A 23,351-nucleotide genomic window follows, 5' to 3' on the forward strand; every position below is an offset into this window, starting at 1 on the left:
CTCGCATCAAGTGCGTCTCGCATCCCCCACGAGACGGAGGGCCTCGCGCCTGAATGGGCAGTTGCGAGGCGCCTAATCCCGACGTTCGGTGGAACCGAGGTTTCTAATGTGACCCGCTTTGACTGCGCGATGGCCTGCGTCACGAGACGCAATTTCATGCGTCGGTCGTAGTATCAGACCAAACGATTCGGGGGAATCTATGAGAAAGTATCTTTCACTCATCGGCGCTGGGGCGATGGTCCTCGGCACAGCTCTCGCAGCAACACCTGCGTCCGCGGCAGTCAGTGAGACAGAGACGACCTACGTTCAGGAATGCGTCGATCAGGTCCAGTCGCTACAGGCGTCAGGTGAGGCGTCGGGCCTTACCGCCGAAGACTGCGTCGTTGAGACCACCACCACCGCGGGCGAGCCATACGTGGTGAGTGTCGAAGAGGCGAAGGCCGCCGACCTGCCCGCGGAGGAGAAGGACCGCCTCGTTGCCGCGGCTGCGGCCCAAGCGGTCACAGGCCGCCACTACAGCCAATTCACCAACGGAGCTGCCTACAGCCGTACGCAGAACGGTACTTGGTACTTCGACGGTACCTACTCGTGGGTCACTCAGGCTCGATACGGCTTCACTGGTTCACACAGTTGCTTCACGAATTACTCTGTGAATGTCACGGTCACTGGCGTCTCCTGCTCTGACGCTGGAACGGAGACCGAACGGTACGTCGAGGACCAGTACCAGGTCCAGGCCGGTATCGTCACCTACGGCTACTCGATGAAGGCGACTCTTTTCGCAGACGGAAATATCTCCGGATTCGGGGCAACGACCGGCTGAAGGATGAAGTTGACCTTCGCTCTACGATGAAGGCTCTCTGTCTAGGACTCCGGTCCGCTCGGAGCGAAGGCGCTAACATCTGATTTTGGGGCTACCCGTGCTCCGACCGGGTAGCCCCAAATTGGCCCTTGGCTCTAATTGACGAACCGATCATCCTTCGTTCGACCCTGTCCGTCGAAACGTTATCGCCATATCGCGCTCTGACATCCCGTTTTCGCGCTGCTGAGAACCGATTTAGCTCTGAGATTTGGGTCGGTCGAAGTCAACCGAAACGACTCGGCCTTAGTCAGACGCGACACTCAACTCCGTCACAAGGTCGCTAGACAACGCGGCGATCCACAAGCTGTTGCGTTGAGGGGGTACTCCAGACGGTCACTCGATGCCGCCATGATGTGACCGCAGAACACCGCCACAAAGCGATCAACTCCACATCGCGGCGCTCGGTGTCGCGTCTGCGTGTACCGGTGAACGATCCCCTAACGGAACAGTCAACTGCTCCGGGCGAGCCTCGATGACCACAAGCAGCCGACCGTGCGTCCGTTCGAGCTGAAGGGCGGTCAACTTTGCTCCGTCGTCTCAGCTCATCAGACGAGCCGAACCTGGTCGGCATGGAGGACACTTCGAGCATGTGGTTAGAGGGCGCGGCGCTTGAACGCCGGTTACGCGAGATGGATGACCCTGCGGCTCCCGAGCGGCCGATCGATTTCGACGGACAACGACTGGCCGCAAAGGTGGACGCGCTTGCAGCGCTCCTCGAGAAGAGCTTTCCCGGCGCGGTGTCGGTAGACGATCCGTGGAGTTGGCAGGACTCCGCAACGTTTACTCAGGTGACAGTGAACGGTGCAGCCACACGCACGACGGCAGACCTCGTCGTCGCCATCAGCCAGCACGGGGACCTCTGCTTCATCGCCCTCGAGAGGCCGGGAGCGTACTCGCGAGAGGAGTTCGACGCGCTGGTCGAACCGGAGGACCTGCAACCGATAACCGCAGCTCTCGAAGCCTTAGACTTCGCGGTCGCTGCCGAGGAATCCCTCTGGGGCCAGTACGACGGGCCGATCGTGATGAGCAATCCGAGCTGGCAAGAACGTTACTTCGGATACCCGCTGTGAGCGCATCCAACCTGAAAGCGGGACCGATCCCTAACGGAACGCTCTCGGTCGCGAGTCGGTTGCTCCTCGTGGTGAGAGCCGTGTCATGCCTACTGTTTTCCCGTGGGAAAACTCAAGGGAACGAGCGCGGCAGTCGAGGCCGTTCTTCGTCGCGCTGAGGGGTGGAGGCGCCGTGGTTGAACGTCTGGACAGTTGGGATCCGAGTGGACTCTCGCCGGACCGGCAGACACCACCCCGCCAACGACGGTTGGTGAGACTGTCGATCGCGCTGGGAGCTCTAGCCGTCGTGGCGGCCGCGGTTCTGTGGGTGGGTGATCTGCTGTTCGGAGTGCATGGCCCTTCCCACTACGTCAGCATCACCAACGACACCGGAGCCTCACTCACCTGGTCCTGCTCCTGGTCCGATCTTCACCTCGCCGCCGGGGAGACGGGTCAGCTGCGAATCCTCGACCAGCCCGACCAGGACTACGGCTGCGTCCCACAAGCAGCGACCCCCTTCGTAGCGGCGGCGCACAACAACGACATCTGCCCGTCACTGACCTCTATGACCGAGGGAAGGCAGTTCACGGCAACCGACTTCGCGAAGACCTACCGCTGCCCGTAGCTGGATACGCGACCGGTGAACGATCCCCTAACGGGACGACCCAAGTCCGATCGAAGGTCAGTAGGCGACGTCAGCGGGCGCTGGCTTCCCGACTCGGCTGTGATCGGGCCGACGGGCTCGGTAGGAAGATCCGGCCAGGAGGACACCTGCAGTCACAGCAGCTAGCGACGTGGCGACGCCGGTAAAGGGCAAGGTGTCCGCGACATCCCACGGGAGAAAGAACGCTCCAGGGTCGGTGAGGGGGTTGATGACCATGAGGAGCCCAACACCAATCAGCGTGACGGGTCGTCCTGGCGAGAGTACGAAGGCGCCGAATATCACGAGCGGGAAGGCGACGGCCCAGACGATCGTTGTGGCGATCCACGTGAAGTCTGACTGTGTGGCGCTGTAGCAACCCTCGTTCAGGCCACCGAGGCACGAGCTCCAGTGCACCAGGAACGCGGCGGCACCAGCAGCCCCGAGCAAGGCGATTGTCCATCCAACCAACTGGCCTGACGTCGCGAGTCGCTTCATGGGCTCAACATAGAACTCGAAGGTGAACCTGAGCTAGATCCACACGGTCGAAGCGAAGGCCACCGCCCCCTCGCCCCGATGAACGATCTCCATACGGAACAAGCGGTCGTTCGACCGTGCCGTGGGCTGCTCAACCGATGATCATGGCGGTACGCAGAGCGAGAACCCAGCTGGTGACGGCGCCGACCACGCCCAAGGCGAGCAACAGCCACCTCCATCGAGCGTGAGAGCGCCTGCTGGCGCGCATCGCTACGACCAGGAGAACAAGGGTCGCGAGGGCGACAGAGCACAGAGCCGGCCACGCGACGTCAAACCCCGTGCACTGAGGCGGAAGGGACTCGTTGCACGCGAACGAGAATCCGTCGAGGAAGACGCCCGCGACGAGGGCGAGGAGAGTGATTGCGCCCGCGATCGCTGCGGAAGCCTTGAGCGACAGCGTCTGCACAACATCACTATCGGACCAACGGGTGAACGGCAGGAGCGCGCTGGACCACTCGGGTCAGATCCGCATCGGTGAACGATCCTCTTACGGGACGGCCATTGCGCTGACCGGGAGACTCTCCGGCTAACGTGGCTACATGCGGCAGATCGTCCATCTTCATCGGAGGGCCGCTCTCTGTGCTGTACCCGTCGGCGTGGTGCTGGGTGCGCTGCTCGGTCTGGGATTGGTCCTTACGGGTAACTCCGACTTCCGCGAACAGGGCGGGTGGGGCGCCTTCGCCTACTTGATTATGGTGGGCGCCATTATCGGTGGGGTCAGTGCCCTGGCTGCCGTCGCCGGAGGATTCGTGGCGATTCTGATCACTCTGCGGTCGGGACGAGCCACCGAGTCGTCCCCGCTGATCAGCCCTATTGGGCCGGCCGTAGGGTCGAGCGTTCCGTGGGTTGTTGCGGCCGGCGTAGCTGCCGTCGTGGGTGATCCGATGACGGCGGGGATCGCTGTCGGTCTCGGTGTCGTGGCGGCTGTAGTCGGCGGGGTGAGTGCTGCACTACTTCTTCGAGGGGTGAAGTACTCGAGCATCACTACTGCGGCTGACGATTCCGGCGCGCTCACGTCGGTTGTGCAGACGAACTCGAAGACCTGAACGTTCACGGTCATCTGCACGAGGTTTGGGACGCAGCGACGAGCTGTGCAGGCGACCGTGAGGAACGACAGGCGCTCGGTGTCGCGTCTGCGTGCACCGATGAACGATCGTCCACCGGGACGGTCGGCGGACTAGCATTTTCAGCATGGGGCGACGCCAGCACACTAAGGCTCTAGTCCGGTTGGCGTGCGCGGGTACGCTCATGGGCATCTCACTGTGGGTGACCTGGACGACGTCGTCCTACTGGCAGCCATGCACAGGCGCTAGATGGAATGAAATGAACCCGTCCTGCGCTGAGGCCATGTCGTCATACGACCTCATGCCCCTTCTGTATCTCTGGGGCGCCCTCGCTCTCGTCGTTGTAGCTCTGGTGGTCGCACGCCTCGTTCCCTGGGTTCCCGCAGGGGTAGCGACGGTTGCAGCAGTTGTTATCGCCTGCCCTGTGGCAGACCCAGGATTCTTCTGGGTCGAATGGGGCAGCGCCGACAGCACTCCCGGACACGGCCTCTGGACAGCGTGCTGGATTGCAGCAGCCGGTCTAGCCCTCGTCTACCCGTCACGCACCCGGAACCCGAGTATTCGCACAAACACGCCGGATGGAGCAGCTACTACACCGTCCGTCGCTATCTGATCGTTCGGCCCGGTGCACTCCGGGCTGAACACTGCGACGCGATTCGCTTGCGGTGACGCGCTTGCCAGTGGGTCAGGGCAGGCAGCGGAAGGGACGGCGACGGCGCGCGAGAACGAGCAGTGGCCCAAAACGTCGGACCGTCGAACGATTCCCGCACGAGACGTCTCCCGTAGCGATGCCGGTGAGAGCGGCACACCTAGACTCCTCGCATGACCGCTCCGTCATCCGTGGACGTGCCGCGGCGCCGGCGCCGTCCGGCCCGTCGACGCCTGTCCTTCTTCGGTGTCCTAGGCGAGCTGCTGATGACCGCAGGGGTGCTCGTTCTGCTGTTCCTCGCCTGGCAGCTGTGGTGGAACGACGCCGTAATCGCAGGCCGGCAGACCGATCAAGCGGCTGAGCTGCGCCAGAGCTGGGGCGATGGCGCGCCGTCCGCTGAGGTGCCGTCACAGCCGAGCGCTGAGCCGGCCGCGCCTGTTGACCCGGTGATCGCGCCGGTCGCGGCTCTGGACACGACGTTCGGGAACCTCTACATCCCCCGGTACGGCGAGGGGTGGGTGCGCACGATCGCTGAGGGCGTCGACGCGGAGAACGTGCTCGACGTGGGCAGCATCGGCCACTACCCGGGAACGCAGATGCCCGGCGAAGTGGGGAACTTCGCGATCGCCGCGCACCGCTCCGCCGCCGGCGGAGGAATGCACCTCATCGATGAGCTGCAACTGGGTGATGCGATCTACATCGAGACCGCCGACGGCTGGTACACCTACCGGTTCCGGAACCTCGAATACGTGCAGCCCTCCGAAGTGCAGGTCATCGATCCGGTCCCCTGGACGAGCGACGTCGCTCCGACCGACCGCCTCATCACGATGACGAGCTGCAATCCGCTGCTGTCGACCGCGGAGCGGATCATCGCCTACGGCGTCTTCGAGTCGTGGCAGCCCCGCTCCGCCGGAGCGCCCGCCGAGCTCGCCGCGTCCCTCGCGACCTGACGTCCGGCGTGGTCGCCGGCGCCCTGACGAGGGCGGCGAGCCGATTTCGTGCTGCGGCAGACGTTTGCGGGTCGGGTGGACATGTACAGGATGAACCCGCTTTCGAAGGAGCCCGTCATGACTGCCGCCCCTGACCGAGACCCCCTGGACGTCCTGCTGAATGAGTCCAGCCCCCGCACATCGACAGTGACGGACGACGTCGCCGCCGAGCTGGCCGAGCTGCAACAGCTCGCGGCGGCAGAGGCCCGCGTCAGCCGCCACCGCTGGGCCCGTCCTGCGGTCGCCGGAGTCGCTTCGCTGGTACTACTCGGTGGCATGGCGACAGCGGCCGCCGCGGCGACGGGCGCGTGGTCGCCGTGGGCGGAGACGCCGGACGCCTCGATCACCTATTCGCTGCCCAGCGGTGTCCAATGCGAGGAGCGCATGGGAGACGTTCAAGGGACCGATCCGGCGGCCGTCGCCGTAGTCGAGAACTTCTACCAGACGACCGACATCGACGCTCTCCTCAGCGACGGTGCGCTCGAGGGGACCATCGCGCAACTGCGCACCGAGGACCAATCCTTCATCAACGCTGACGGATCCCGCACGTCGGCCGGCTACGGCACCGAGTTCTACAACGCCGACCGGGAGTACTCGACCGCGGTTGGACGCATCATCAGCAACGCCCGCGACGCCGAACTCACTGCGCAGAACGTCGACGTCGACGCCGCGAACATCAGCATCGCCGGCGAAGCCCACTGCCCCGGAGCGACCTGGTGACCCGCAGGAAGATCGATGAGGCGGAGCAACTCACCGAGGCCCTGCGCGTCGCCTCGCCCGACCTGCTCAAGTACCTACAACGCCGCCTCCCTCTCGAGGACGCCGCCGACGCGCTCGCGGACGTCATGCTCACCGCATGGCGCCGTGTCAGCGCCCTCCCCCGCACCGCGGAGGAGTCGAGGATGTGGCTGTTCGGCATCGCCCGGAACGTCCTCTCGAACAGCACTCGCACCGAGAGCAGACGAGCTGACCTCTCCGGCCGGCTCCGCGGCGTCCTCGCGACCGCTCCCACGGAGGGACGCCCAGCCGACGAAGGAGTCGACGTGCGCGACGCGATCGACAGGCTCGCGCCAGAACAGGCCGAACTCGTCCACCTCATCCACTGGGACGGCTTCTCCATCACCGAAGCAGGACACCTCCTCGGCGTCCCCGCGTCCACCGCACGTACCCGCTACCAACGAGCACGAGAAGACCTGCGGTCGACCCTGGCGACATCACCAGCACGCGATGACGACGCCAAGCCCCTCCGAGCGGTCCGCTGAAAGCGTCCCGCAGATCGATCCCTCATCGGGACGTCTCCGCGGGCGGCCTGTTCGCCTGCAAGGATCGCGCCGTGACACTTTCGGACGTTCTGGCGATCATCGGCCTTGTCGGCGGCGTGGTGGGGTTCCTTTTCGCTCTTAGCGCCCGCAAGACGGCGGACAAGTCGGAGCGCGTTGCCAACGACGCTCGCGCAGACGCCGCAGCGGCTCAGAGGCGGAGCGCAGATTCGAATGATCGGATCGCGGCGGCAGTCGAACAGATGGCGGCGCGCTCCTCCGAGCCCGATGTCGACTTCGTGCGTGTGTTCGAGGACGCCTTGAACGCGAGGGTGGAGTGGGCGATCGAAGAGCGGGCCGAGCCGCACTCGTATCGGCTGCGAAACACCGGGAACGTCGGCGCCGAGGACGTGCAGATCAGGGCCATTCCTGCGGAGCACGCGGCCCTCCTCGATGGAGGCGACCTTGGCAACATCGACGCGGGACAGGTCGGCCTCTTTAAGACCTCACCGCGCCTGTCGCTGTCACCGCATCGCGTAGCGGTGAGCTGGATTGAAGGGGACACCCGGCAGCCGATGAGGGCTGAGCTCAACCTCCCCTAGGCCCGTCCCGCAGGCCTACAGGTTAGAGCGGGAGACTCCATCCCTCGGGCTTGTCGATGACCTGGCCGTTACGTCATCCCCATCGACGGCTCCGCTCGTAGAACGGGTTTCTGATCTTCGGACCATGACGCGGGAGTCAACGCGGGTCGACTACTTTCCCTTGGGGTGAGCCAGACTGGCACGGGGGCGTTGCGGTCGCCTCCGTGATCTATCGAGGAGGCAACGTGGCTTTTGTGCGGACAGCAGCCGGCGCAACGAATTACGCCACGCCCGGGGAGCTGTATCGGAACCTTCCCCGCCGTCCCGGCGCCGTGCCAGGGCTCTGGGCGCATCAGGCCGAGATGCTGAGGACCTTTACCTCGAAGGCGAACGCTCCGGACGTTGCTCTGGAACTGCCCACCGGCACCGGCAAGACGTTGACTGGTCTCTTGATCGCGGAGTGGACTCGCCGGAGCCGACGAGCGCGAGTTGTATATGCCTGCCCGACCCAGCAGCTCGCCCGGCAGGTGGCGTCGTCGGCGTACCGCGAAGGTATCGACGCCGCCGTGCTCGTCGGGCGCCACACGGATTGGCCAGTCGCGGGCCACGCGGCTTACGAGGCTGCCGAAGCGATCGCTATCACGACCTACAGCAGCGTCTTCAACAGCAATCCTCACCTGGCCGACGCCGACCTCATCCTGTTCGACGACGCGCATGCCGGGGAGCAGTACGTCGGTGAGGCTTACGGCGTGGAACTCACTCGTTGGAAGGACCCCGGGGAATACGGGGCCGTGCTGACAGCGATCGCGCCCGCACTCGATGGCGTCTTCCTGGAGCGGCTGCGCAGCGCTCAGCCCGACCCCAGCATCAACGGCGACGTCCGCCTCGTCGTCCCGCTGCGCCAGCCCGGGATGGTCCCCGCGCTCGACGCCGTGCTGAGCAAATTCGGCTCCCCGCACAGCTACCGCTACTCGATGATCCGGGGAGGCCTTGCATCGTGCCTGGTCTACGTGGCCTACTCCGGGATCCTGATCCGCCCGTACCTCCCGCCGACCTACCAGAATCACCTATTTTCCGGTGCCCGCCAGCGGGTCTACCTCTCCGCCACCCTCGGAGAAGGCGGGGAGCTCGAGCGGGCGTTCGGTCGACCCGGAATCGTCCGGCTTGAACAGCCAGACGAAAGCACGGCCCCACGGTACGGCCGGCGCTTTTTCGTCTTTCCCGAGTTCGTCGAGGACGCAGACCCGTTAGACCTGAGCAAGCGGATCGTCGCCAAGGCAGGCAAAGCGCTTGTCCTCGCGCCACAGACGGAGACCGCCGTCACCGACTCCAATGCGCTCGCCCAGCCGGGATGGCCGGTCTGGGGAGTCGATCGGGTCAGCGACAGCATGGCCCCCTTCGCCGCGCTCGAACACGGCGTCTGCGGGCTCGCCGCACGATACGACGGTCTTGACCTCCCGGGAGATGCCTGCCGACTCGTCGCGCTCGATGGAGTTCCCGACCAGGACAGCCTCCAGGAACGTTTCCTCCAATCCCGTGCCCGCGCAGGAGCAGCGCTGGCGGCCCGTGTCCGCACCCGCGTCGTACAGGGCGCCGGGCGATGCACTCGAGGCCCCGGCGACACCGCGATCGTGCTCGTGCTCGGCTCCGCGTTATCCCGCTACTTGACCCGTCCCGAAGTGATCGCAGCCCTCGACTCGGAACTGCAGGCCGAGATCCGCTTCGGACGCGAGAACTCGCAGGCAGCCGAGACGGCGGATGTGATCGCCAACGTCGAAGCGTTCCTTCATCAGGACACCGACGAAAGCTGGCGGACTCAGGCGGAACCGGCCCTGACCGACTACCGGCGGGAGATGATGCAACAGATGCCTCCCGGCACGTCCGCGCTTGCGTCATGCGCCGAGCACGAGATCCAAGCATGGGCAGCCGCGACGACCGGAGCCTGGGCCGATGCTGCCCAGCACGCTCACGAGGTCGCCCGACTCGTCGGAGCCGGCGGCGCCAGCACATCCGGCTACCGTGCCTTCTGGATCTACCTCGAGGCAGCATGGGCTGATCAAGCTGCCGACGATGCGGGCGACGCCGCGAGCCGGTCTGCCGCCGGCAGCCTCGTGCGCCAGGCCGAGCAGGTGATGGGCCTGGGCTCATGGGTTCGGCAGATGGCGCCCTTCCCCGCCATGCAGCGCTCGGCGTTGAACTCCGTTGACGCGCTTGCCGTGAATGCGGTCGTCGCGGAGCTCGAAACCGGCGTAAACCAGGGAAAGCTCCACCGCCGGCTCGGCGAAGTGCAGGCTGGCCTGCAGGAGCGCAGCCCCGGTCTTTATGAGCCCGCGTTGACTAAGCTCGGCGCCCTCGTCGGCGCGACGGCCGAGAAGCCTGCCGGCCCAGGAAGGTGCGACTCGACCTGGTGCTGGGACAACGAGCTCTGGCTCGCGCTGGAGGCGAAGAGTGACCACGAGCCGACCGGGGTTGTACCTCATAAGGACGTCCGGCAGGCCAACGACCAACTCAGGCTGCTAGCAGCCGAGAGAGGTGTGGAGATTGCGCCGGTCGGAAGCGCGACCATCATCATCTCGCCCAAGCCGGGCGTACACGATAACGGCATCAAGGGAGCGGAGCCGCACGTACATCTCGCCCAACCGCCCACGGTCTCGGAACTGGCTCATGACGTCGAATCGGCGTGGAACGACCTCCTCGCGAAAAGCAGCGGACGATCGACCGCGCAGCTTCGGCAACTCGTCGCGGACACGTTCAACAGTCGGGGGGTGCTGCCGTCGCAGATCCACGAGCGGCTCACCATCGATCCGGTTGGCGAGAAACTCGAGCCGCCGGCGTGACGACGACGGGGCAGAAGACAGACGATTGGGGAAGCAGCCGTACTTCACCTACGAGCTCGACGCGGCACTCGCTATGGCGCGCATCGTCTCGGCGTGCTCACAGCACGGCCTAGAGCACCACCGGACGCCTCAGCGACCCAGAGGACGATCCCCATACGGGACCAGGCGGTCTCGGGGTGGAAGACTCTGCGGTAGCTTCACGAGCGGGGGTAGTCATGGTGGAAGTACTCAAGGGTTTGAGCCTGCTCGCTTCGGGTGTCGTGATCGCCTTGATCTGCTCGGTGTTGGAGTTTCAGAACGGCGTTCGTGCGGACCTGGATCAGACCGGGGGCCAGCTCAGCCCGGTCCTGGTCGTGGGTTTTCTGATCGGACTCGTCGTGTCAGCCGTCGGCGCGATCGTGCTCTACCGGTGCTACGAACGTGCCCGCGGCGTTCGCTAGCTGCTAGCCGGAACCTGCAGCCGGAGCGTCAAGCGCTGTGGACATGCGGCCTGTGGCGGTGAGGTCGAGAAATGGGGACTTCGCTAACGCCGCACGCGACGGACCAGCGGAGGCCGCCGGTGTCGCCCTGCTCTCGGCCGCGACGCACAGCCCGGCCGAGAGCAGCACCGCCGGCCCAGCGGCCCAGCGAACGATCCCCTTCGGGACGGTCCGCCGGCGGTCCGTGCAGCACGGCACCGACTCCCGGACTCGGTTCGGCCTAGTGTCGGGAGCGCGAGCCGATGACTGGCCACCTGGACAGACGACGCGCTCGTAGCCTCGTGCGTGTCGGTCTCGCGAGCTTCAGACGAGAGGTGGTCGGAACGCATGACGTCGCTGAGCAATGCGGTCGGAAGCGGTCGCCCGAAAGCAGGTACACGGATCGAAACAGTCCGCGTCAGGTGGTATCTGCGCTCGACGTCGGATCCTGTTCCGCCCTCGGTCTGGACGCAGCTCTGCGCACGCCACTTCCGCGAAGGCACGCCAGTCCGCTTCGGGCAAACGGAGCCGTTGCGACAGAAGTTCGAGGACGACGTCTTCCACGCGGTGTGGCAAGCGGCCCGCCTGGATGTGCAGTTCACGGGAGCTAACACGCTCACCTACGGGTCGCTTCCTTCGGCGAAGGACCAGGAGAGGCACCTCTCCTCTATCACGCTGAGCCTCGCACCCCAGGCGATCAACGATGCATTCACCGCGCGACTGCTCGACTTTTTCGTCGCAGTCGCGGACGCTTATTCGGCCTTCTACGCTTCCGCGGAGGTCATCCGTGGCTCGATCGCCGGCAGGCGCGGAGTGCTCAGCGACTCCGAGACAGAGACGGTGGTCGTACTCCTCCGCAGCTCAAACTAGTTCGCTCTACCCCCGTAACCCGTCACGCTCGCCTGGTACGGAGCGCCATACCTGCCACGCATCAGAGAGACCCTATCATGGTGGATGGTTCACGTGCATCGAGACGGGCTCGTCCATCAGCTGTCGAACTCACTCGACACCCGGGAGCGCCTCGGGGGCGATGGTGAGTGGGTCGACCCCCACCTGCGGTGCGTCGTGCAGCCTAACGACGGACGGACACAGCCGCTGCCGATCACTCCGGCGCGCGAACGGCCCGACCTCGCTCCGCTGAGGTAGACCACTCGTCGAAACGGACCGGATGACGATCCCCATATGGGACGGAGCTGAGCGGGTAGCGTCACCGGCATGACCTCGGGTTCGCGTCACCGCATTCGAGTTGCTGCCGCGCTCACAACCGGAGCGGCGCTGCTCACCGCCGCCGGCTGCGCGCCGGCGGTGCAGACGTCGGGATGCCCGGGCTGGACGTATTTTGGATCCGCGGAAGCCCGCTACGAGGTCGCCGAAGCGGTCATCACGACCGCCTCCCCTCGTGCCTCGGGAACTCAGAGCGTCTTCAGCGTCGCAGCATCCGCATACATGGTCACCGTGGATGAGACAGAGAAGGGACCGTTCATTGCAGGAGAGACAATCCGCGTCGTGTCGATGCCTGATGCGTGCAGCGGCACCGACCTCTACCCGGACGGAGACCCGATGGACACCGACCAGCCCCTCCGCCTGTACCTCAGTTCCGGGAACGGATTCTGGGCGACACTGACTCCGCTCGAGGGCGCTGAACCGATCGAGGAATAGCCCGCCAGTCGATCCTCTTACGGAACACGACCGCGCTCTATTTCCGAGGCTCGGCTACCGACGTCGAAACGCTGCATACAGCGCGCCGGTGATGATCAGAACACCGATTCCAACGAGGACCCAGGTACGAGGATCCTCATGGACGCTGGTGCAGACGCCCGGCGAGTTCACGTACTCCGCGCAGCTCCCCGACCGGTCACCGGCAAGAAGGACCACCGCGATTAGAGCGACGAACGCAACCGCGAGCCACCACCACCGCACGCGCCGCCGAACCAGTGCACCCATGACGAGACTGTACGACGGCAGCGCTTCGTCGCGGGGGCTGCCAGGTCTCGATCGTCGATCGATGTGATTGCCCGCCGCTCCCCCTCTCATCGGGGCCGACCGCCCCGATGCCAGCAGGCCAGAGGAGCGTCCGAGTGCCCCGGAGCGAGAGCGACCCGCTCAACCATCCCCTACCGGACACCACATCCTCTCAGGCCGCTGTTCTGGGAGAGTGGACTGAATCGTGAGGGGCACCAATGATTGATGCGCGGCGGACCGTAGATATGGATCGGCTGCCCGGAGGGTTCCGATGAACGGTCCGCGCGAAGTGCTCGGCCTTCCGCCCTTCGCGCTGTTCTGGAGCGCAACGACCATCCGCTCTTTCGGCAGTGCGATCGCGGGTGTCGCGTTCCAGGTGCTGATCGTCTCGGTACTGAACGCAACGCCTGCGGAGATCAGCATTCTCGCGGCGCTCGGCGTAGTGCCGTACCTGCTGTTCGGTCTGATCGTGGGCGCGCTCATGGATCGGTGGCGGCGCCAGCGGACGTTGGTCGTCACCAGCATCGGGCGTGCGCTGATTCTGGGAATGATCCCCGTCCTTCTCCTTCTCGATGCGCTCACCTTCTGGTCACTCGCCGCGGCAGTCCTGCTGCTCGGTGTCCTGACCTTGTTCGCGGACTCCGCCGCGCAGCCGTTCCTCCCGCAGATCGTTCCCCGGTCGTCCTTGGTGATGGCCAACGCGCGACTGGGCCAGAGCGAGACCCTGGCGGGAACGGCAGGACCCGCGCTCGGCGGAGCACTGCTCAACCTGATCGGCTCACCACTCCTGCTCGCCTTCGACGCTGCCATCAACGCGGTGTCGGCGGTGCTGCAATCACGCATCAAGGTGGAGGAGCGCCGGCCCGATCGCCGCGCACCAGGCCGTCACATCGGTCACGACATCCTCGAGGGAATGCGATTCACCTACCGGCAGCGCACCCTCCGGCCGCTCGCGCTCTCCGTCCACGCCTGGTTCCTCGGCAACAGCATCGTGACGACGGTGTTCGCGGTGTTCGTTCTCCGAGAGCTGTCCCTGCCCGCTTGGGCGTTCGGCGTCTCGCTCGCGTTCGGCGGCGTCGGTGGCCTCCTCGGAGCTCTCGTCGCACCTGCTGTCGGGGCGCGGGTCGGAGCGGGTCGTGCGATCCTGCTGGGCCGTGCGCTCGTCATCCTGCCCTGGCTGGCACTCGCCGTTCTTCCCCTCGACGTGGACAGCGGCCTCGGTCTCCTGCTTCCCGTCGTCTGCGCCGTGCAGTTCGTCTACGGGCTGTCGATGGGTATTGAGGATGCCAACGACACGGGATACCGGCAAGCGATCGCGCCCGACGAGATCCAGGGCCGCATGAACTCCACCATCCGCACAGCGAATCGCGTCGTGTTTCTCTTCGGTGCGCTGTTGACCGGCGTCCTCGTAACGGCTTGGGGCTACAACCTGACGATCGGAGCGGCGGCGATCGCCTTCACCGCAGCCGCGCTCATCGTCGCACTCTCCCCCCTGCGCAATGCCCGCCACGAAGACGCAGAGATCTCTCCCGAGCAGGCTCCCGACTCGATGGACGAGACAACTCGCTAAGCGAGCCCGCCTGACGCCAAGTTGAGGTGTGCTCCAAACGAGCGCTCTCTGCCGCCATAATGCGATCGCAGAACACCGCCACAGAGCGATCATCTCTACACAGTGTCCCGACAACCCCGTCCGATGAAGAGTCCCGCTGAGGCACCCCACTCGGGACGGTACTCGTGGCGACCCGACGAAGGCGAGCTGCTCAGAGGCGCCGCTGCCTGTGTGCTCCGTCCGTCCGTGACGGCGACGTGTTCCGGCGGAACGACGCCCTCGGCGACCTGCGGAAAGACGCCCTCGGCGACCTCCGGGTCGGGCCGCGGCCGTCGCTCGCCGAGACCGAGACGGCGCTCGGCATCGAAAGCGATCCCGGCGACCCTCCCTCCGCCCGGCCGTCCGGCCGTTCGAGCAGCGGGCCAGCGCGCCCGGTCTCGTGGTGAACGTTCACGTGCAGGATCCGCGACGCACTTGTCCCGTCCCCTCCCGCCCGCCTACCGTGGTGCGTGAACGTTCACGCCGACGACGCCGCGAAAGGGTCACCCATGACCGACTCCACCCCGACCACTCCCGCACCCGGCTGGGCGGTGCTCGGCCCCGGCAGCATCGCGCGCCGGTTCCTCTCCCAGCTCCCGGCGAGCGACCGCGGCGCCCGGCTCGTCGCGGCGGGCAGCTCCGACCCGGGGCGCGCCGCGGCCTTCGCCGCCGAGGCAGTCGAGCACGGCTTCGCGGACGCGACCGCCGGCGACTACGCCGCGGTCCTCGCCGATCCGCGGGTCACCGCGGTCTACATCTCCACCGTGCACACGGGTCACGCCGCGCTCGTGCTGCAGGCGCTCGAGGCCGGCAAGGCCGTGCTCTGCGAGAAGCCGCTCGCCGTCAATCACGGCACGGCGATGGCCCTGGTCGACGCCGCCCGCAGCGCCGGTCTGCCGCTGGTCGAGGCGTACATGTACCGCTTCCACCCGCAGACCGCCGCGCTGCTCGAGCTCGTCCGCGACGGCGCGATCGGCGACGTCGTGCACATCGACGCCTCCTTCTCCTTCCGCACCCCGTCCCGCGAGGGCCGCCTGTACGACGTCGCGACGGCCGGAGGAGGCGTCCTCGACGTCGGCGGGTACACCGTCACCGCCGCGGCGGCCGTGGTGCAGGCCGCGACCGGTGCCGCCGTCGCGGACGAGCTCGAGCAGCGCGGCGGTCTGCGGGTGGAAGCGGTACATGTACGCCTCGACCAGCGGCAGACCGGCGCTGCGGGCGGCGTCGACCAGGGCCATCGCCGTGCCGTGATTGACGGCGAGCGGCTTCTCGCAGAGCACGGCCTTGCCGGCCTCGAGCGCCTGCAGCACGAGCGCGGCGTGACCCGTGTGCACGGTGGAGATGTAGACCGCGGTGACCCGCGGATCGGCGAGGACCGCGGCGTAGTCGCCGGCGGTCGCGTCCGCGAAGCCGTGCTCGACTGCCTCGGCGGCGAAGGCCGCGGCGCGCCCGGCGTCGGAGCTGTCGGGCGCGACGAGCCGGGCGCCGCGGTCGCTCGCCGGGAGCTGGGAGAGGAACCGGCGCGCGATGCTGCCGGGGCCGAGCACCGCCCAGCCGGGTGCGGGAGTGGTCGGGGTGGAGTCGGTCATGGGTGACCCTTGCGCGGCGTCGTCGGCGTGAACGTTCACGCACCACGGTAGGCGGGCGGGAGGGGACGGGACAAGTGCGTCGCGGATCCTGCACGTGAACGTTCACCACGAGACCGGGGGCGCTCCCCCGCTGCTCGAGCGGCCGGGCGGCCGGGCGGAGGGAGGGTCGCCGGGATCGCTTTCGATGCCGAGCGCCGTCTCGGTCTCGGCGAGCGACGGCCGCGGCCCGACCCGGAGGTCGCCGAGGGCGTCTTTCCGCAGGTCGCCGAGGGCGTCGTTCCGCCGGAACACGTCGCCGTCACGGACGGACGGAGCACACAGGCAGCGGCGCCTCTGAGCAGCTCGCCTTCGTCGGGTCGCCACGAGTACCGTCCCGAGTGGGGTGCCTCAGCGGGACTCTTCATCGGACGGGGTTGTCGGGACACTGTGTAGAGATGATCGCTCTGTGGCGGTGTTCTGCGATCGCATTATGGCGGCAGAGAGCGCTCGTTTGGAGCACACCTCAACTTGGCGTCAGGCGGGCTCGCTTAGCGAGTTGTCTCGTCCATCGAGTCGGGAGCCTGCTCGGGAGAGATCTCTGCGTCTTCGTGGCGGGCATTGCGCAGGGGGGAGAGTGCGACGATGAGCGCGGCTGCGGTGAAGGCGATCGCCGCCGCTCCGATCGTCAGGTTGTAGCCCCAAGCCGTTACGAGGACGCCGGTCAACAGCGCACCGAAGAGAAACACGACGCGATTCGCTGTGCGGATGGTGGAGTTCATGCGGCCCTGGATCTCGTCGGGCGCGATCGCTTGCCGGTATCCCGTGTCGTTGGCATCCTCAATACCCATCGACAGCCCGTAGACGAACTGCACGGCGCAGACGACGGGAAGCAGGAGACCGAGGCCGCTGTCCACGTCGAGGGGAAGAACGGCGAGTGCCAGCCAGGGCAGGATGACGAGCGCACGGCCCAGCAGGATCGCACGACCCGCTCCGACCCGCGCCCCGACAGCAGGTGCGACGAGAGCTCCGAGGAGGCCACCGACGCCGCCGAACGCGAGCGAGACGCCGAACGCCCAAGCGGGCAGGGACAGCTCTCGGAGAACGAACACCGCGAACACCGTCGTCACGATGCTGTTGCCGAGGAACCAGGCGTGGACGGAGAGCGCGAGCGGCCGGAGGGTGCGCTGCCGGTAGGTGAATCGCATTCCCTCGAGGATGTCGTGACCGATGTGACGGCCTGGTGCGCGGCGATCGGGCCGGCGCTCCTCCACCTTGATGCGTGATTGCAGCACCGCCGACACCGCGTTGATGGCAGCGTCGAAGGCGAGCAGGAGTGGTGAGCCGATCAGGTTGAGCAGTGCTCCGCCGAGCGCGGGTCCTGCCGTTCCCGCCAGGGTCTCGCTCTGGCCCAGTCGCGCGTTGGCCATCACCAAGGACGACCGGGGAACGATCTGCGGGAGGAACGGCTGCGCGGCGGAGTCCGCGAACAAGGTCAGGACACCGAGCAGCAGGACTGCCGCGGCGAGTGACCAGAAGGTGAGCGCATCGAGAAGGAGAAGGACGGGGATCATTCCCAGAATCAGCGCACGCCCGATGCTGGTGACGACCAACGTCCGCTGGCGCCGCCACCGATCCATGAGCGCGCCCACGATCAGACCGAACAGCAGGTACGGCACTACGCCGAGCGCCGCGAGAATGCTGATCTCCGCAGGCGTTGCGTTCAGTACCGAGACGATCAGCACCTGGAACGCGACACCCGCGATCGCACTGCCGAAAGAGCGGATGGTCGTTGCGCTCCAGAACAGCGCGAAGGGCGGAAGGCCGAGCACTTCGCGCGGACCGTTCATCGGAACCCTCCGGGCAGCCGATCCATATCTACGGTCCGCCGCGCATCAATCATTGGTGCCCCTCACGATTCAGTCCACTCTCCCAGAACAGCGGCCTGAGAGGATGTGGTGTCCGGTAGGGGATGGTTGAGCGGGTCGCTCTCGCTCCGGGGCACTCGGACGCTCCTCTGGCCTGCTGGCATCGGGGCGGTCGGCCCCGATGAGAGGGGGAGCGGCGGGCAATCACATCGATCGACGATCGAGACCTGGCAGCCCCCGCGACGAAGCGCTGCCGTCGTACAGTCTCGTCATGGGTGCACTGGTTCGGCGGCGCGTGCGGTGGTGGTGGCTCGCGGTTGCGTTCGTCGCTCTAATCGCGGTGGTCCTTCTTGCCGGTGACCGGTCGGGGAGCTGCGCGGAGTACGTGAACTCGCCGGGCGTCTGCACCAGCGTCCATGAGGATCCTCGTACCTGGGTCCTCGTTGGAATCGGTGTTCTGATCATCACCGGCGCGCTGTATGCAGCGTTTCGACGTCGGTAGCCGAGCCTCGGAAATAGAGCGCGGTCGTGTTCCGTAAGAGGATCGACTGGCGGGCTATTCCTCGATCGGTTCAGCGCCCTCGAGCGGAGTCAGTGTCGCCCAGAATCCGTTCCCGGAACTGAGGTACAGGCGGAGGGGCTGGTCGGTGTCCATCGGGTCTCCGTCCGGGTAGAGGTCGGTGCCGCTGCACGCATCAGGCATCGACACGACGCGGATTGTCTCTCCTGCAATGAACGGTCCCTTCTCTGTCTCATCCACGGTGACCATGTATGCGGATGCTGCGACGCTGAAGACGCTCTGAGTTCCCGAGGCACGAGGGGAGGCGGTCGTGATGACCGCTTCGGCGACCTCGTAGCGGGCTTCCGCGGATCCAAAATACGTCCAGCCCGGGCATCCCGACGTCTGCACCGCCGGCGCGCAGCCGGCGGCGGTGAGCAGCGCCGCTCCGGTTGTGAGCGCGGCAGCAACTCGAATGCGGTGACGCGAACCCGAGGTCATGCCGGTGACGCTACCCGCTCAGCTCCGTCCCATATGGGGATCGTCATCCGGTCCGTTTCGACGAGTGGTCTACCTCAGCGGAGCGAGGTCGGGCCGTTCGCGCGCCGGAGTGATCGGCAGCGGCTGTGTCCGTCCGTCGTTAGGCTGCACGACGCACCGCAGGTGGGGGTCGACCCACTCACCATCGCCCCCGAGGCGCTCCCGGGTGTCGAGTGAGTTCGACAGCTGATGGACGAGCCCGTCTCGATGCACGTGAACCATCCCCCCTGAGAGGTTCTCTCTGATGAGTGGCAGGTATGGCGCTCCGTACCAGGCGAGCGTGACGGGATACGGGGGTAGACCGAACCAGTTTGAGCGGCGGAGGGGTACGACCACCGTCTCTGTCTCGGAGTCGCTGAGCACTCCGCGCCTGCCGGCGATCGAGCCACGGATGACCTCCGCGGAAGCGTAGAAGGCCGAATAAGCGTCCGCGACTGCGACGAAAAAGTCGAGCAGTCGCGCGGTGAATGCATCGTTGATCGCCTGGGGTGCGAGGCTCAGCGTGATAGAGGAGAGGTGCCTCTCCTGGTCCTTCGCCGAAGGAAGCGACCCGTAGGTGAGCGTGTTAGCTCCCGTGAACTGCACATCCAGGCGGGCCGCTTGCCACACCGCGTGGAAGACGTCGTCCTCGAACTTCTGTCGCAACGGCTCCGTTTGCCCGAAGCGGACTGGCGTGCCTTCGCGGAAGTGGCGTGCGCAGAGCTGCGTCCAGACCGAGGGCGGAACAGGATCCGACGTCGAGCGCAGATACCACCTGACGCGGACTGTTTCGATCCGTGTACCTGCTTTCGGGCGACCGCTTCCGACCGCATTGCTCAGCGACGTCATGCGTTCCGACCACCTCTCGTCTGAAGCTCGCGAGACCGACACGCACGAGGCTACGAGCGCGTCGTCTGTCCAGGTGGCCAGTCATCGGCTCGCGCTCCCGACACTAGGCCGAACCGAGTCCGGGAGTCGGTGCCGTGCTGCACGGACCGCCGGCGGACCGTCCCGAAGGGGATCGTTCGCTGGGCCGCTGGGCCGGCGGTGCTGCTCTCGGCCGGGCTGTGCGTCGCGGCCGAGAGCAGGGCGACACCGGCGGCCTCCGCTGGTCCGTCGCGTGCGGCGTTAGCGAAGTCCCCATTTCTCGACCTCACCGCCACAGGCCGCATGTCCACAGCGCTTGACGCTCCGGCTGCAGGTTCCGGCTAGCAGCTAGCGAACGCCGCGGGCACGTTCGTAGCACCGGTAGAGCACGATCGCGCCGACGGCTGACACGACGAGTCCGATCAGAAAACCCACGACCAGGACCGGGCTGAGCTGGCCCCCGGTCTGATCCAGGTCCGCACGAACGCCGTTCTGAAACTCCAACACCGAGCAGATCAAGGCGATCACGACACCCGAAGCGAGCAGGCTCAAACCCTTGAGTACTTCCACCATGACTACCCCCGCTCGTGAAGCTACCGCAGAGTCTTCCACCCCGAGACCGCCTGGTCCCGTATGGGGATCGTCCTCTGGGTCGCTGAGGCGTCCGGTGGTGCTCTAGGCCGTGCTGTGAGCACGCCGAGACGATGCGCGCCATAGCGAGTGCCGCGTCGAGCTCGTAGGTGAAGTACGGCTGCTTCCCCAATCGTCTGTCTTCTGCCCCGTCGTCGTCACGCCGGCGGCTCGAGGTTCTCGCCAACCCGCTCGATGGTTAGCCGCTCGTGGATCTGCGACGGTCGCACCCGCCCACAGTTGCACGTGTCCGCGACCATTTGCCGAACCTGCGCGGTCGATCGTCCGCTGCTTTTCGCGAGGAGGTCGTTCCACGCCGATTCGACGTCATGAGCCAGTTCCGAGACCGTGGGCGGTTGGGCGAGATGTACGTGCGGCTCCGCTCCCTTGATGCCGTTATCGTGTACGCCCGGCTTGGGCGAGATGATGATGGTCGCGCTTCCGACCGGCGCAATCTCCACACCTCTCTCGGCTGCTAGCAGCCTGAGTTGGTCGTTGGCCTGCCGGACGTCCTTATGAGGTACAACCCCGGTCGGCTCGTGGTCACTCTTCGCCTCCAGCGCGAGCCAGAGCTCGTTGTCCCAGCACCAGGTCGAGTCGCACCTTCCTGGGCCGGCAGGCTTCTCGGCCGTCGCGCCGACGAGGGCGCCGAGCTTAGTCAACGCGGGCTCATAAAGACCGGGGCTGCGCTCCTGCAGGCCAGCCTGCACTTCGCCGAGCCGGCGGTGGAGCTTTCCCTGGTTTACGCCGGTTTCGAGCTCCGCGACGACCGCATTCACGGCAAGCGCGTCAACGGAGTTCAACGCCGAGCGCTGCATGGCGGGGAAGGGCGCCATCTGCCGAACCCATGAGCCCAGGCCCATCACCTGCTCGGCCTGGCGCACGAGGCTGCCGGCGGCAGACCGGCTCGCGGCGTCGCCCGCATCGTCGGCAGCTTGATCAGCCCATGCTGCCTCGAGGTAGATCCAGAAGGCACGGTAGCCGGATGTGCTGGCGCCGCCGGCTCCGACGAGTCGGGCGACCTCGTGAGCGTGCTGGGCAGCATCGGCCCAGGCTCCGGTCGTCGCGGCTGCCCATGCTTGGATCTCGTGCTCGGCGCATGACGCAAGCGCGGACGTGCCGGGAGGCATCTGTTGCATCATCTCCCGCCGGTAGTCGGTCAGGGCCGGTTCCGCCTGAGTCCGCCAGCTTTCGTCGGTGTCCTGATGAAGGCACGCTTCGACGTTGGCGATCACATCCGCCGTCTCGGCTGCCTGCGAGTTCTCGCGTCCGAAGCGGATCTCGGCCTGCAGTTCCGAGTCGAGGGCTGCGATCACTTCGGGACGGGTCAAGTAGCGGGATAACGCGGAGCCGAGCACGAGCACGATCGCGGTGTCGCCGGGGCCTCGAGTGCATCGCCCGGCGCCCTGTACGACGCGGGTGCGGACACGGGCCGCCAGCGCTGCTCCTGCGCGGGCACGGGATTGGAGGAAACGTTCCTGGAGGCTGTCCTGGTCGGGAACTCCATCGAGCGCGACGAGTCGGCAGGCATCTCCCGGGAGGTCAAGACCGTCGTATCGTGCGGCGAGCCCGCAGACGCCGTGTTCGAGCGCGGCGAAGGGGGCCATGCTGTCGCTGACCCGATCGACTCCCCAGACCGGCCATCCCGGCTGGGCGAGCGCATTGGAGTCGGTGACGGCGGTCTCCGTCTGTGGCGCGAGGACAAGCGCTTTGCCTGCCTTGGCGACGATCCGCTTGCTCAGGTCTAACGGGTCTGCGTCCTCGACGAACTCGGGAAAGACGAAAAAGCGCCGGCCGTACCGTGGGGCCGTGCTTTCGTCTGGCTGTTCAAGCCGGACGATTCCGGGTCGACCGAACGCCCGCTCGAGCTCCCCGCCTTCTCCGAGGGTGGCGGAGAGGTAGACCCGCTGGCGGGCACCGGAAAATAGGTGATTCTGGTAGGTCGGCGGGAGGTACGGGCGGATCAGGATCCCGGAGTAGGCCACGTAGACCAGGCACGATGCAAGGCCTCCCCGGATCATCGAGTAGCGGTAGCTGTGCGGGGAGCCGAATTTGCTCAGCACGGCGTCGAGCGCGGGGACCATCCCGGGCTGGCGCAGCGGGACGACGAGGCGGACGTCGCCGTTGATGCTGGGGTCGGGCTGAGCGCTGCGCAGCCGCTCCAGGAAGACGCCATCGAGTGCGGGCGCGATCGCTGTCAGCACGGCCCCGTATTCCCCGGGGTCCTTCCAACGAGTGAGTTCCACGCCGTAAGCCTCACCGACGTACTGCTCCCCGGCATGCGCGTCGTCGAACAGGATGAGGTCGGCGTCGGCCAGGTGAGGATTGCTGTTGAAGACGCTGCTGTAGGTCGTGATAGCGATCGCTTCGGCAGCCTCGTAAGCCGCGTGGCCCGCGACTGGCCAATCCGTGTGGCGCCCGACGAGCACGGCGGCGTCGATACCTTCGCGGTACGCCGACGACGCCACCTGCCGGGCGAGCTGCTGGGTCGGGCAGGCATATACAACTCGCGCTCGTCGGCTCCGGCGAGTCCACTCCGCGATCAAGAGACCAGTCAACGTCTTGCCGGTGCCGGTGGGCAGTTCCAGAGCAACGTCCGGAGCGTTCGCCTTCGAGGTAAAGGTCCTCAGCATCTCGGCCTGATGCGCCCAGAGCCCTGGCACGGCGCCGGGACGGCGGGGAAGGTTCCGATACAGCTCCCCGGGCGTGGCGTAATTCGTTGCGCCGGCTGCTGTCCGCACAAAAGCCACGTTGCCTCCTCGATAGATCACGGAGGCGACCGCAACGCCCCCGTGCCAGTCTGGCTCACCCCAAGGGAAAGTAGTCGACCCGCGTTGACTCCCGCGTCATGGTCCGAAGATCAGAAACCCGTTCTACGAGCGGAGCCGTCGATGGGGATGACGTAACGGCCAGGTCATCGACAAGCCCGAG

The 23,351-nt window shown here is 66.4% G+C and carries 22 protein-coding genes and 2 pseudogenes; 15 read left to right on the forward strand and 9 right to left on the reverse strand.

The window, feature by feature from the left end:
* Window positions 1-199 precede the first annotated feature (199 nt).
* From C5C33_RS01920 to C5C33_RS01930, 3 genes are all read left to right on the forward strand, one after another.
* Complete coding sequence (locus tag C5C33_RS01920; RefSeq protein WP_104260275.1) at window positions 200-820, forward strand: hypothetical protein; 621 nt, start codon at window positions 200-202, stop codon at window positions 818-820.
* A gap of 608 nt (window positions 821-1,428) precedes the next feature.
* The gene (locus C5C33_RS01925; protein WP_104260276.1) at window positions 1,429-1,929 is read left to right on the forward strand and encodes a hypothetical protein; all 501 of its coding nucleotides are present in this window, start codon (window positions 1,429-1,431) and stop codon (window positions 1,927-1,929) included.
* Window positions 1,930-2,236: 307 nt separating this feature from the next.
* Window positions 2,237-2,533 (forward strand): hypothetical protein, encoded by a 297-nt coding sequence (locus C5C33_RS01930; protein ID WP_181136173.1) that lies wholly within the window; start codon window positions 2,237-2,239, stop codon window positions 2,531-2,533.
* A 57-nt stretch (window positions 2,534-2,590) separates the two neighbouring features.
* Here the strand turns inward: C5C33_RS01930 and C5C33_RS01935 are convergent, their stop codons facing one another.
* Window positions 2,591-3,046: a hypothetical protein gene (locus C5C33_RS01935; protein ID WP_104224249.1), complete on the reverse strand. Its 456-nt coding sequence runs from the start codon at window positions 3,044-3,046 to the stop codon at window positions 2,591-2,593.
* 130 nt (window positions 3,047-3,176) lie between these two features.
* Entirely contained in the window at window positions 3,177-3,491 is a 315-nt protein-coding gene (locus C5C33_RS01940) for a hypothetical protein (RefSeq protein ID WP_104260277.1), read from the reverse strand.
* Window positions 3,492-3,624: 133 nt separating this feature from the next.
* Between C5C33_RS01940 and C5C33_RS01945 the strand changes: the two genes are divergently transcribed.
* The 9 genes from C5C33_RS01945 (at window position 3,625) to C5C33_RS01985 (ending at window position 12,581) form a co-directional block, all read left to right on the forward strand.
* Window positions 3,625-4,131, forward strand: coding sequence for a hypothetical protein (locus tag C5C33_RS01945; protein ID WP_146076974.1), 507 nt, complete (start codon window positions 3,625-3,627; stop codon window positions 4,129-4,131).
* Between the two features lie 840 nt (window positions 4,132-4,971).
* Window positions 4,972-5,748 (forward strand): class E sortase, encoded by a 777-nt coding sequence (locus C5C33_RS01950; RefSeq protein ID WP_104260278.1) that lies wholly within the window; start codon window positions 4,972-4,974, stop codon window positions 5,746-5,748.
* 117 nt (window positions 5,749-5,865) lie between these two features.
* Window positions 5,866-6,507, forward strand: coding sequence for a hypothetical protein (locus C5C33_RS01955; protein WP_146085733.1), 642 nt, complete (start codon window positions 5,866-5,868; stop codon window positions 6,505-6,507).
* Window positions 6,504-7,049 carry an RNA polymerase sigma factor gene (locus C5C33_RS01960; RefSeq protein ID WP_104260280.1) on the forward strand — a complete coding sequence of 182 codons (546 nt, stop codon included), beginning with the start codon at window positions 6,504-6,506 and terminating at the stop codon, window positions 7,047-7,049. The genes C5C33_RS01955 and C5C33_RS01960 overlap by 4 nt, the downstream gene beginning before the upstream one ends.
* Before the next feature lie 71 nt (window positions 7,050-7,120).
* Window positions 7,121-7,648, forward strand: a complete 528-nt coding sequence (locus C5C33_RS01965; RefSeq protein ID WP_104260281.1) for a hypothetical protein — start codon at window positions 7,121-7,123, stop codon at window positions 7,646-7,648.
* Between the two features lie 224 nt (window positions 7,649-7,872).
* On the forward strand, window positions 7,873-10,464 hold the full coding sequence (locus tag C5C33_RS01970) for a DEAD/DEAH box helicase (protein ID WP_104260282.1): 2,592 nt from the start codon (window positions 7,873-7,875) through the stop codon (window positions 10,462-10,464).
* 215 nt (window positions 10,465-10,679) lie between these two features.
* Window positions 10,680-10,904 carry a hypothetical protein gene (locus C5C33_RS01975; RefSeq protein WP_104260283.1) on the forward strand — a complete coding sequence of 75 codons (225 nt, stop codon included), beginning with the start codon at window positions 10,680-10,682 and terminating at the stop codon, window positions 10,902-10,904.
* Window positions 10,905-11,270: 366 nt separating this feature from the next.
* Window positions 11,271-11,792, forward strand: a complete 522-nt coding sequence (locus C5C33_RS18135) for a hypothetical protein (protein ID WP_146085734.1) — start codon at window positions 11,271-11,273, stop codon at window positions 11,790-11,792.
* 345 nt (window positions 11,793-12,137) lie between these two features.
* Window positions 12,138-12,581, forward strand: a complete 444-nt coding sequence (locus tag C5C33_RS01985) for a hypothetical protein (RefSeq protein WP_104260285.1) — start codon at window positions 12,138-12,140, stop codon at window positions 12,579-12,581.
* 54 nt (window positions 12,582-12,635) lie between these two features.
* On the opposite strand, the gene C5C33_RS18770 is transcribed toward C5C33_RS01985, so the two are convergent.
* The gene (locus C5C33_RS18770; RefSeq protein WP_181137742.1) at window positions 12,636-12,866 is read right to left on the reverse strand and encodes a DUF4179 domain-containing protein; all 231 of its coding nucleotides are present in this window, start codon (window positions 12,864-12,866) and stop codon (window positions 12,636-12,638) included.
* Between the two features lie 289 nt (window positions 12,867-13,155).
* Here C5C33_RS18770 and C5C33_RS01990 point away from each other — a divergent pair, with 289 nt between their 5' ends.
* Window positions 13,156-14,454, forward strand: coding sequence for an MFS transporter (locus tag C5C33_RS01990; protein ID WP_104260286.1), 1,299 nt, complete (start codon window positions 13,156-13,158; stop codon window positions 14,452-14,454).
* Between the two features lie 527 nt (window positions 14,455-14,981).
* Window positions 14,982-15,620, forward strand: a pseudogene (locus C5C33_RS02000) (Gfo/Idh/MocA family protein); the annotation flags it as partial.
* Window positions 15,621-15,728: 108 nt separating this feature from the next.
* Here the strand turns inward: C5C33_RS02000 and C5C33_RS02005 are convergent.
* A pseudogene (locus tag C5C33_RS02005) lies at window positions 15,729-16,061 on the reverse strand (Gfo/Idh/MocA family oxidoreductase); the annotation flags it as partial.
* Between the two features lie 527 nt (window positions 16,062-16,588).
* A complete protein-coding gene (locus C5C33_RS02015) occupies window positions 16,589-17,887 on the reverse strand; it encodes an MFS transporter (RefSeq protein ID WP_104260286.1) in 1,299 nt (432 codons plus the stop codon).
* Window positions 17,888-18,176: 289 nt separating this feature from the next.
* Between C5C33_RS02015 and C5C33_RS18775 the strand changes: the two genes are divergently transcribed.
* Complete coding sequence (locus C5C33_RS18775) at window positions 18,177-18,407, forward strand: DUF4179 domain-containing protein (protein WP_181137742.1); 231 nt, start codon at window positions 18,177-18,179, stop codon at window positions 18,405-18,407.
* A 54-nt stretch (window positions 18,408-18,461) separates the two neighbouring features.
* Here C5C33_RS18775 and C5C33_RS18140 read toward each other — a convergent pair whose 3' ends face one another.
* The 4 genes from C5C33_RS18140 to C5C33_RS02030 all read right to left on the reverse strand — a co-directional run bounded on the left by C5C33_RS18140 (window position 18,462) and on the right by C5C33_RS02030 (window position 23,170).
* Window positions 18,462-18,905 (reverse strand): hypothetical protein, encoded by a 444-nt coding sequence (locus tag C5C33_RS18140; RefSeq protein WP_104260285.1) that lies wholly within the window; start codon window positions 18,903-18,905, stop codon window positions 18,462-18,464.
* Window positions 18,906-18,974: 69 nt separating this feature from the next.
* The gene (locus C5C33_RS02020) at window positions 18,975-19,772 is read right to left on the reverse strand and encodes a hypothetical protein (RefSeq protein ID WP_146085735.1); all 798 of its coding nucleotides are present in this window, start codon (window positions 19,770-19,772) and stop codon (window positions 18,975-18,977) included.
* Window positions 19,773-20,138: 366 nt separating this feature from the next.
* Complete coding sequence (locus tag C5C33_RS02025) at window positions 20,139-20,363, reverse strand: hypothetical protein (protein WP_104260283.1); 225 nt, start codon at window positions 20,361-20,363, stop codon at window positions 20,139-20,141.
* Window positions 20,364-20,578: 215 nt separating this feature from the next.
* A complete protein-coding gene (locus C5C33_RS02030; protein ID WP_104260290.1) occupies window positions 20,579-23,170 on the reverse strand; it encodes a DEAD/DEAH box helicase in 2,592 nt (863 codons plus the stop codon).
* Window positions 23,171-23,351 lie beyond the last annotated feature (181 nt).

Source organism: Rathayibacter sp. AY1H3, assembly GCF_002932015.1.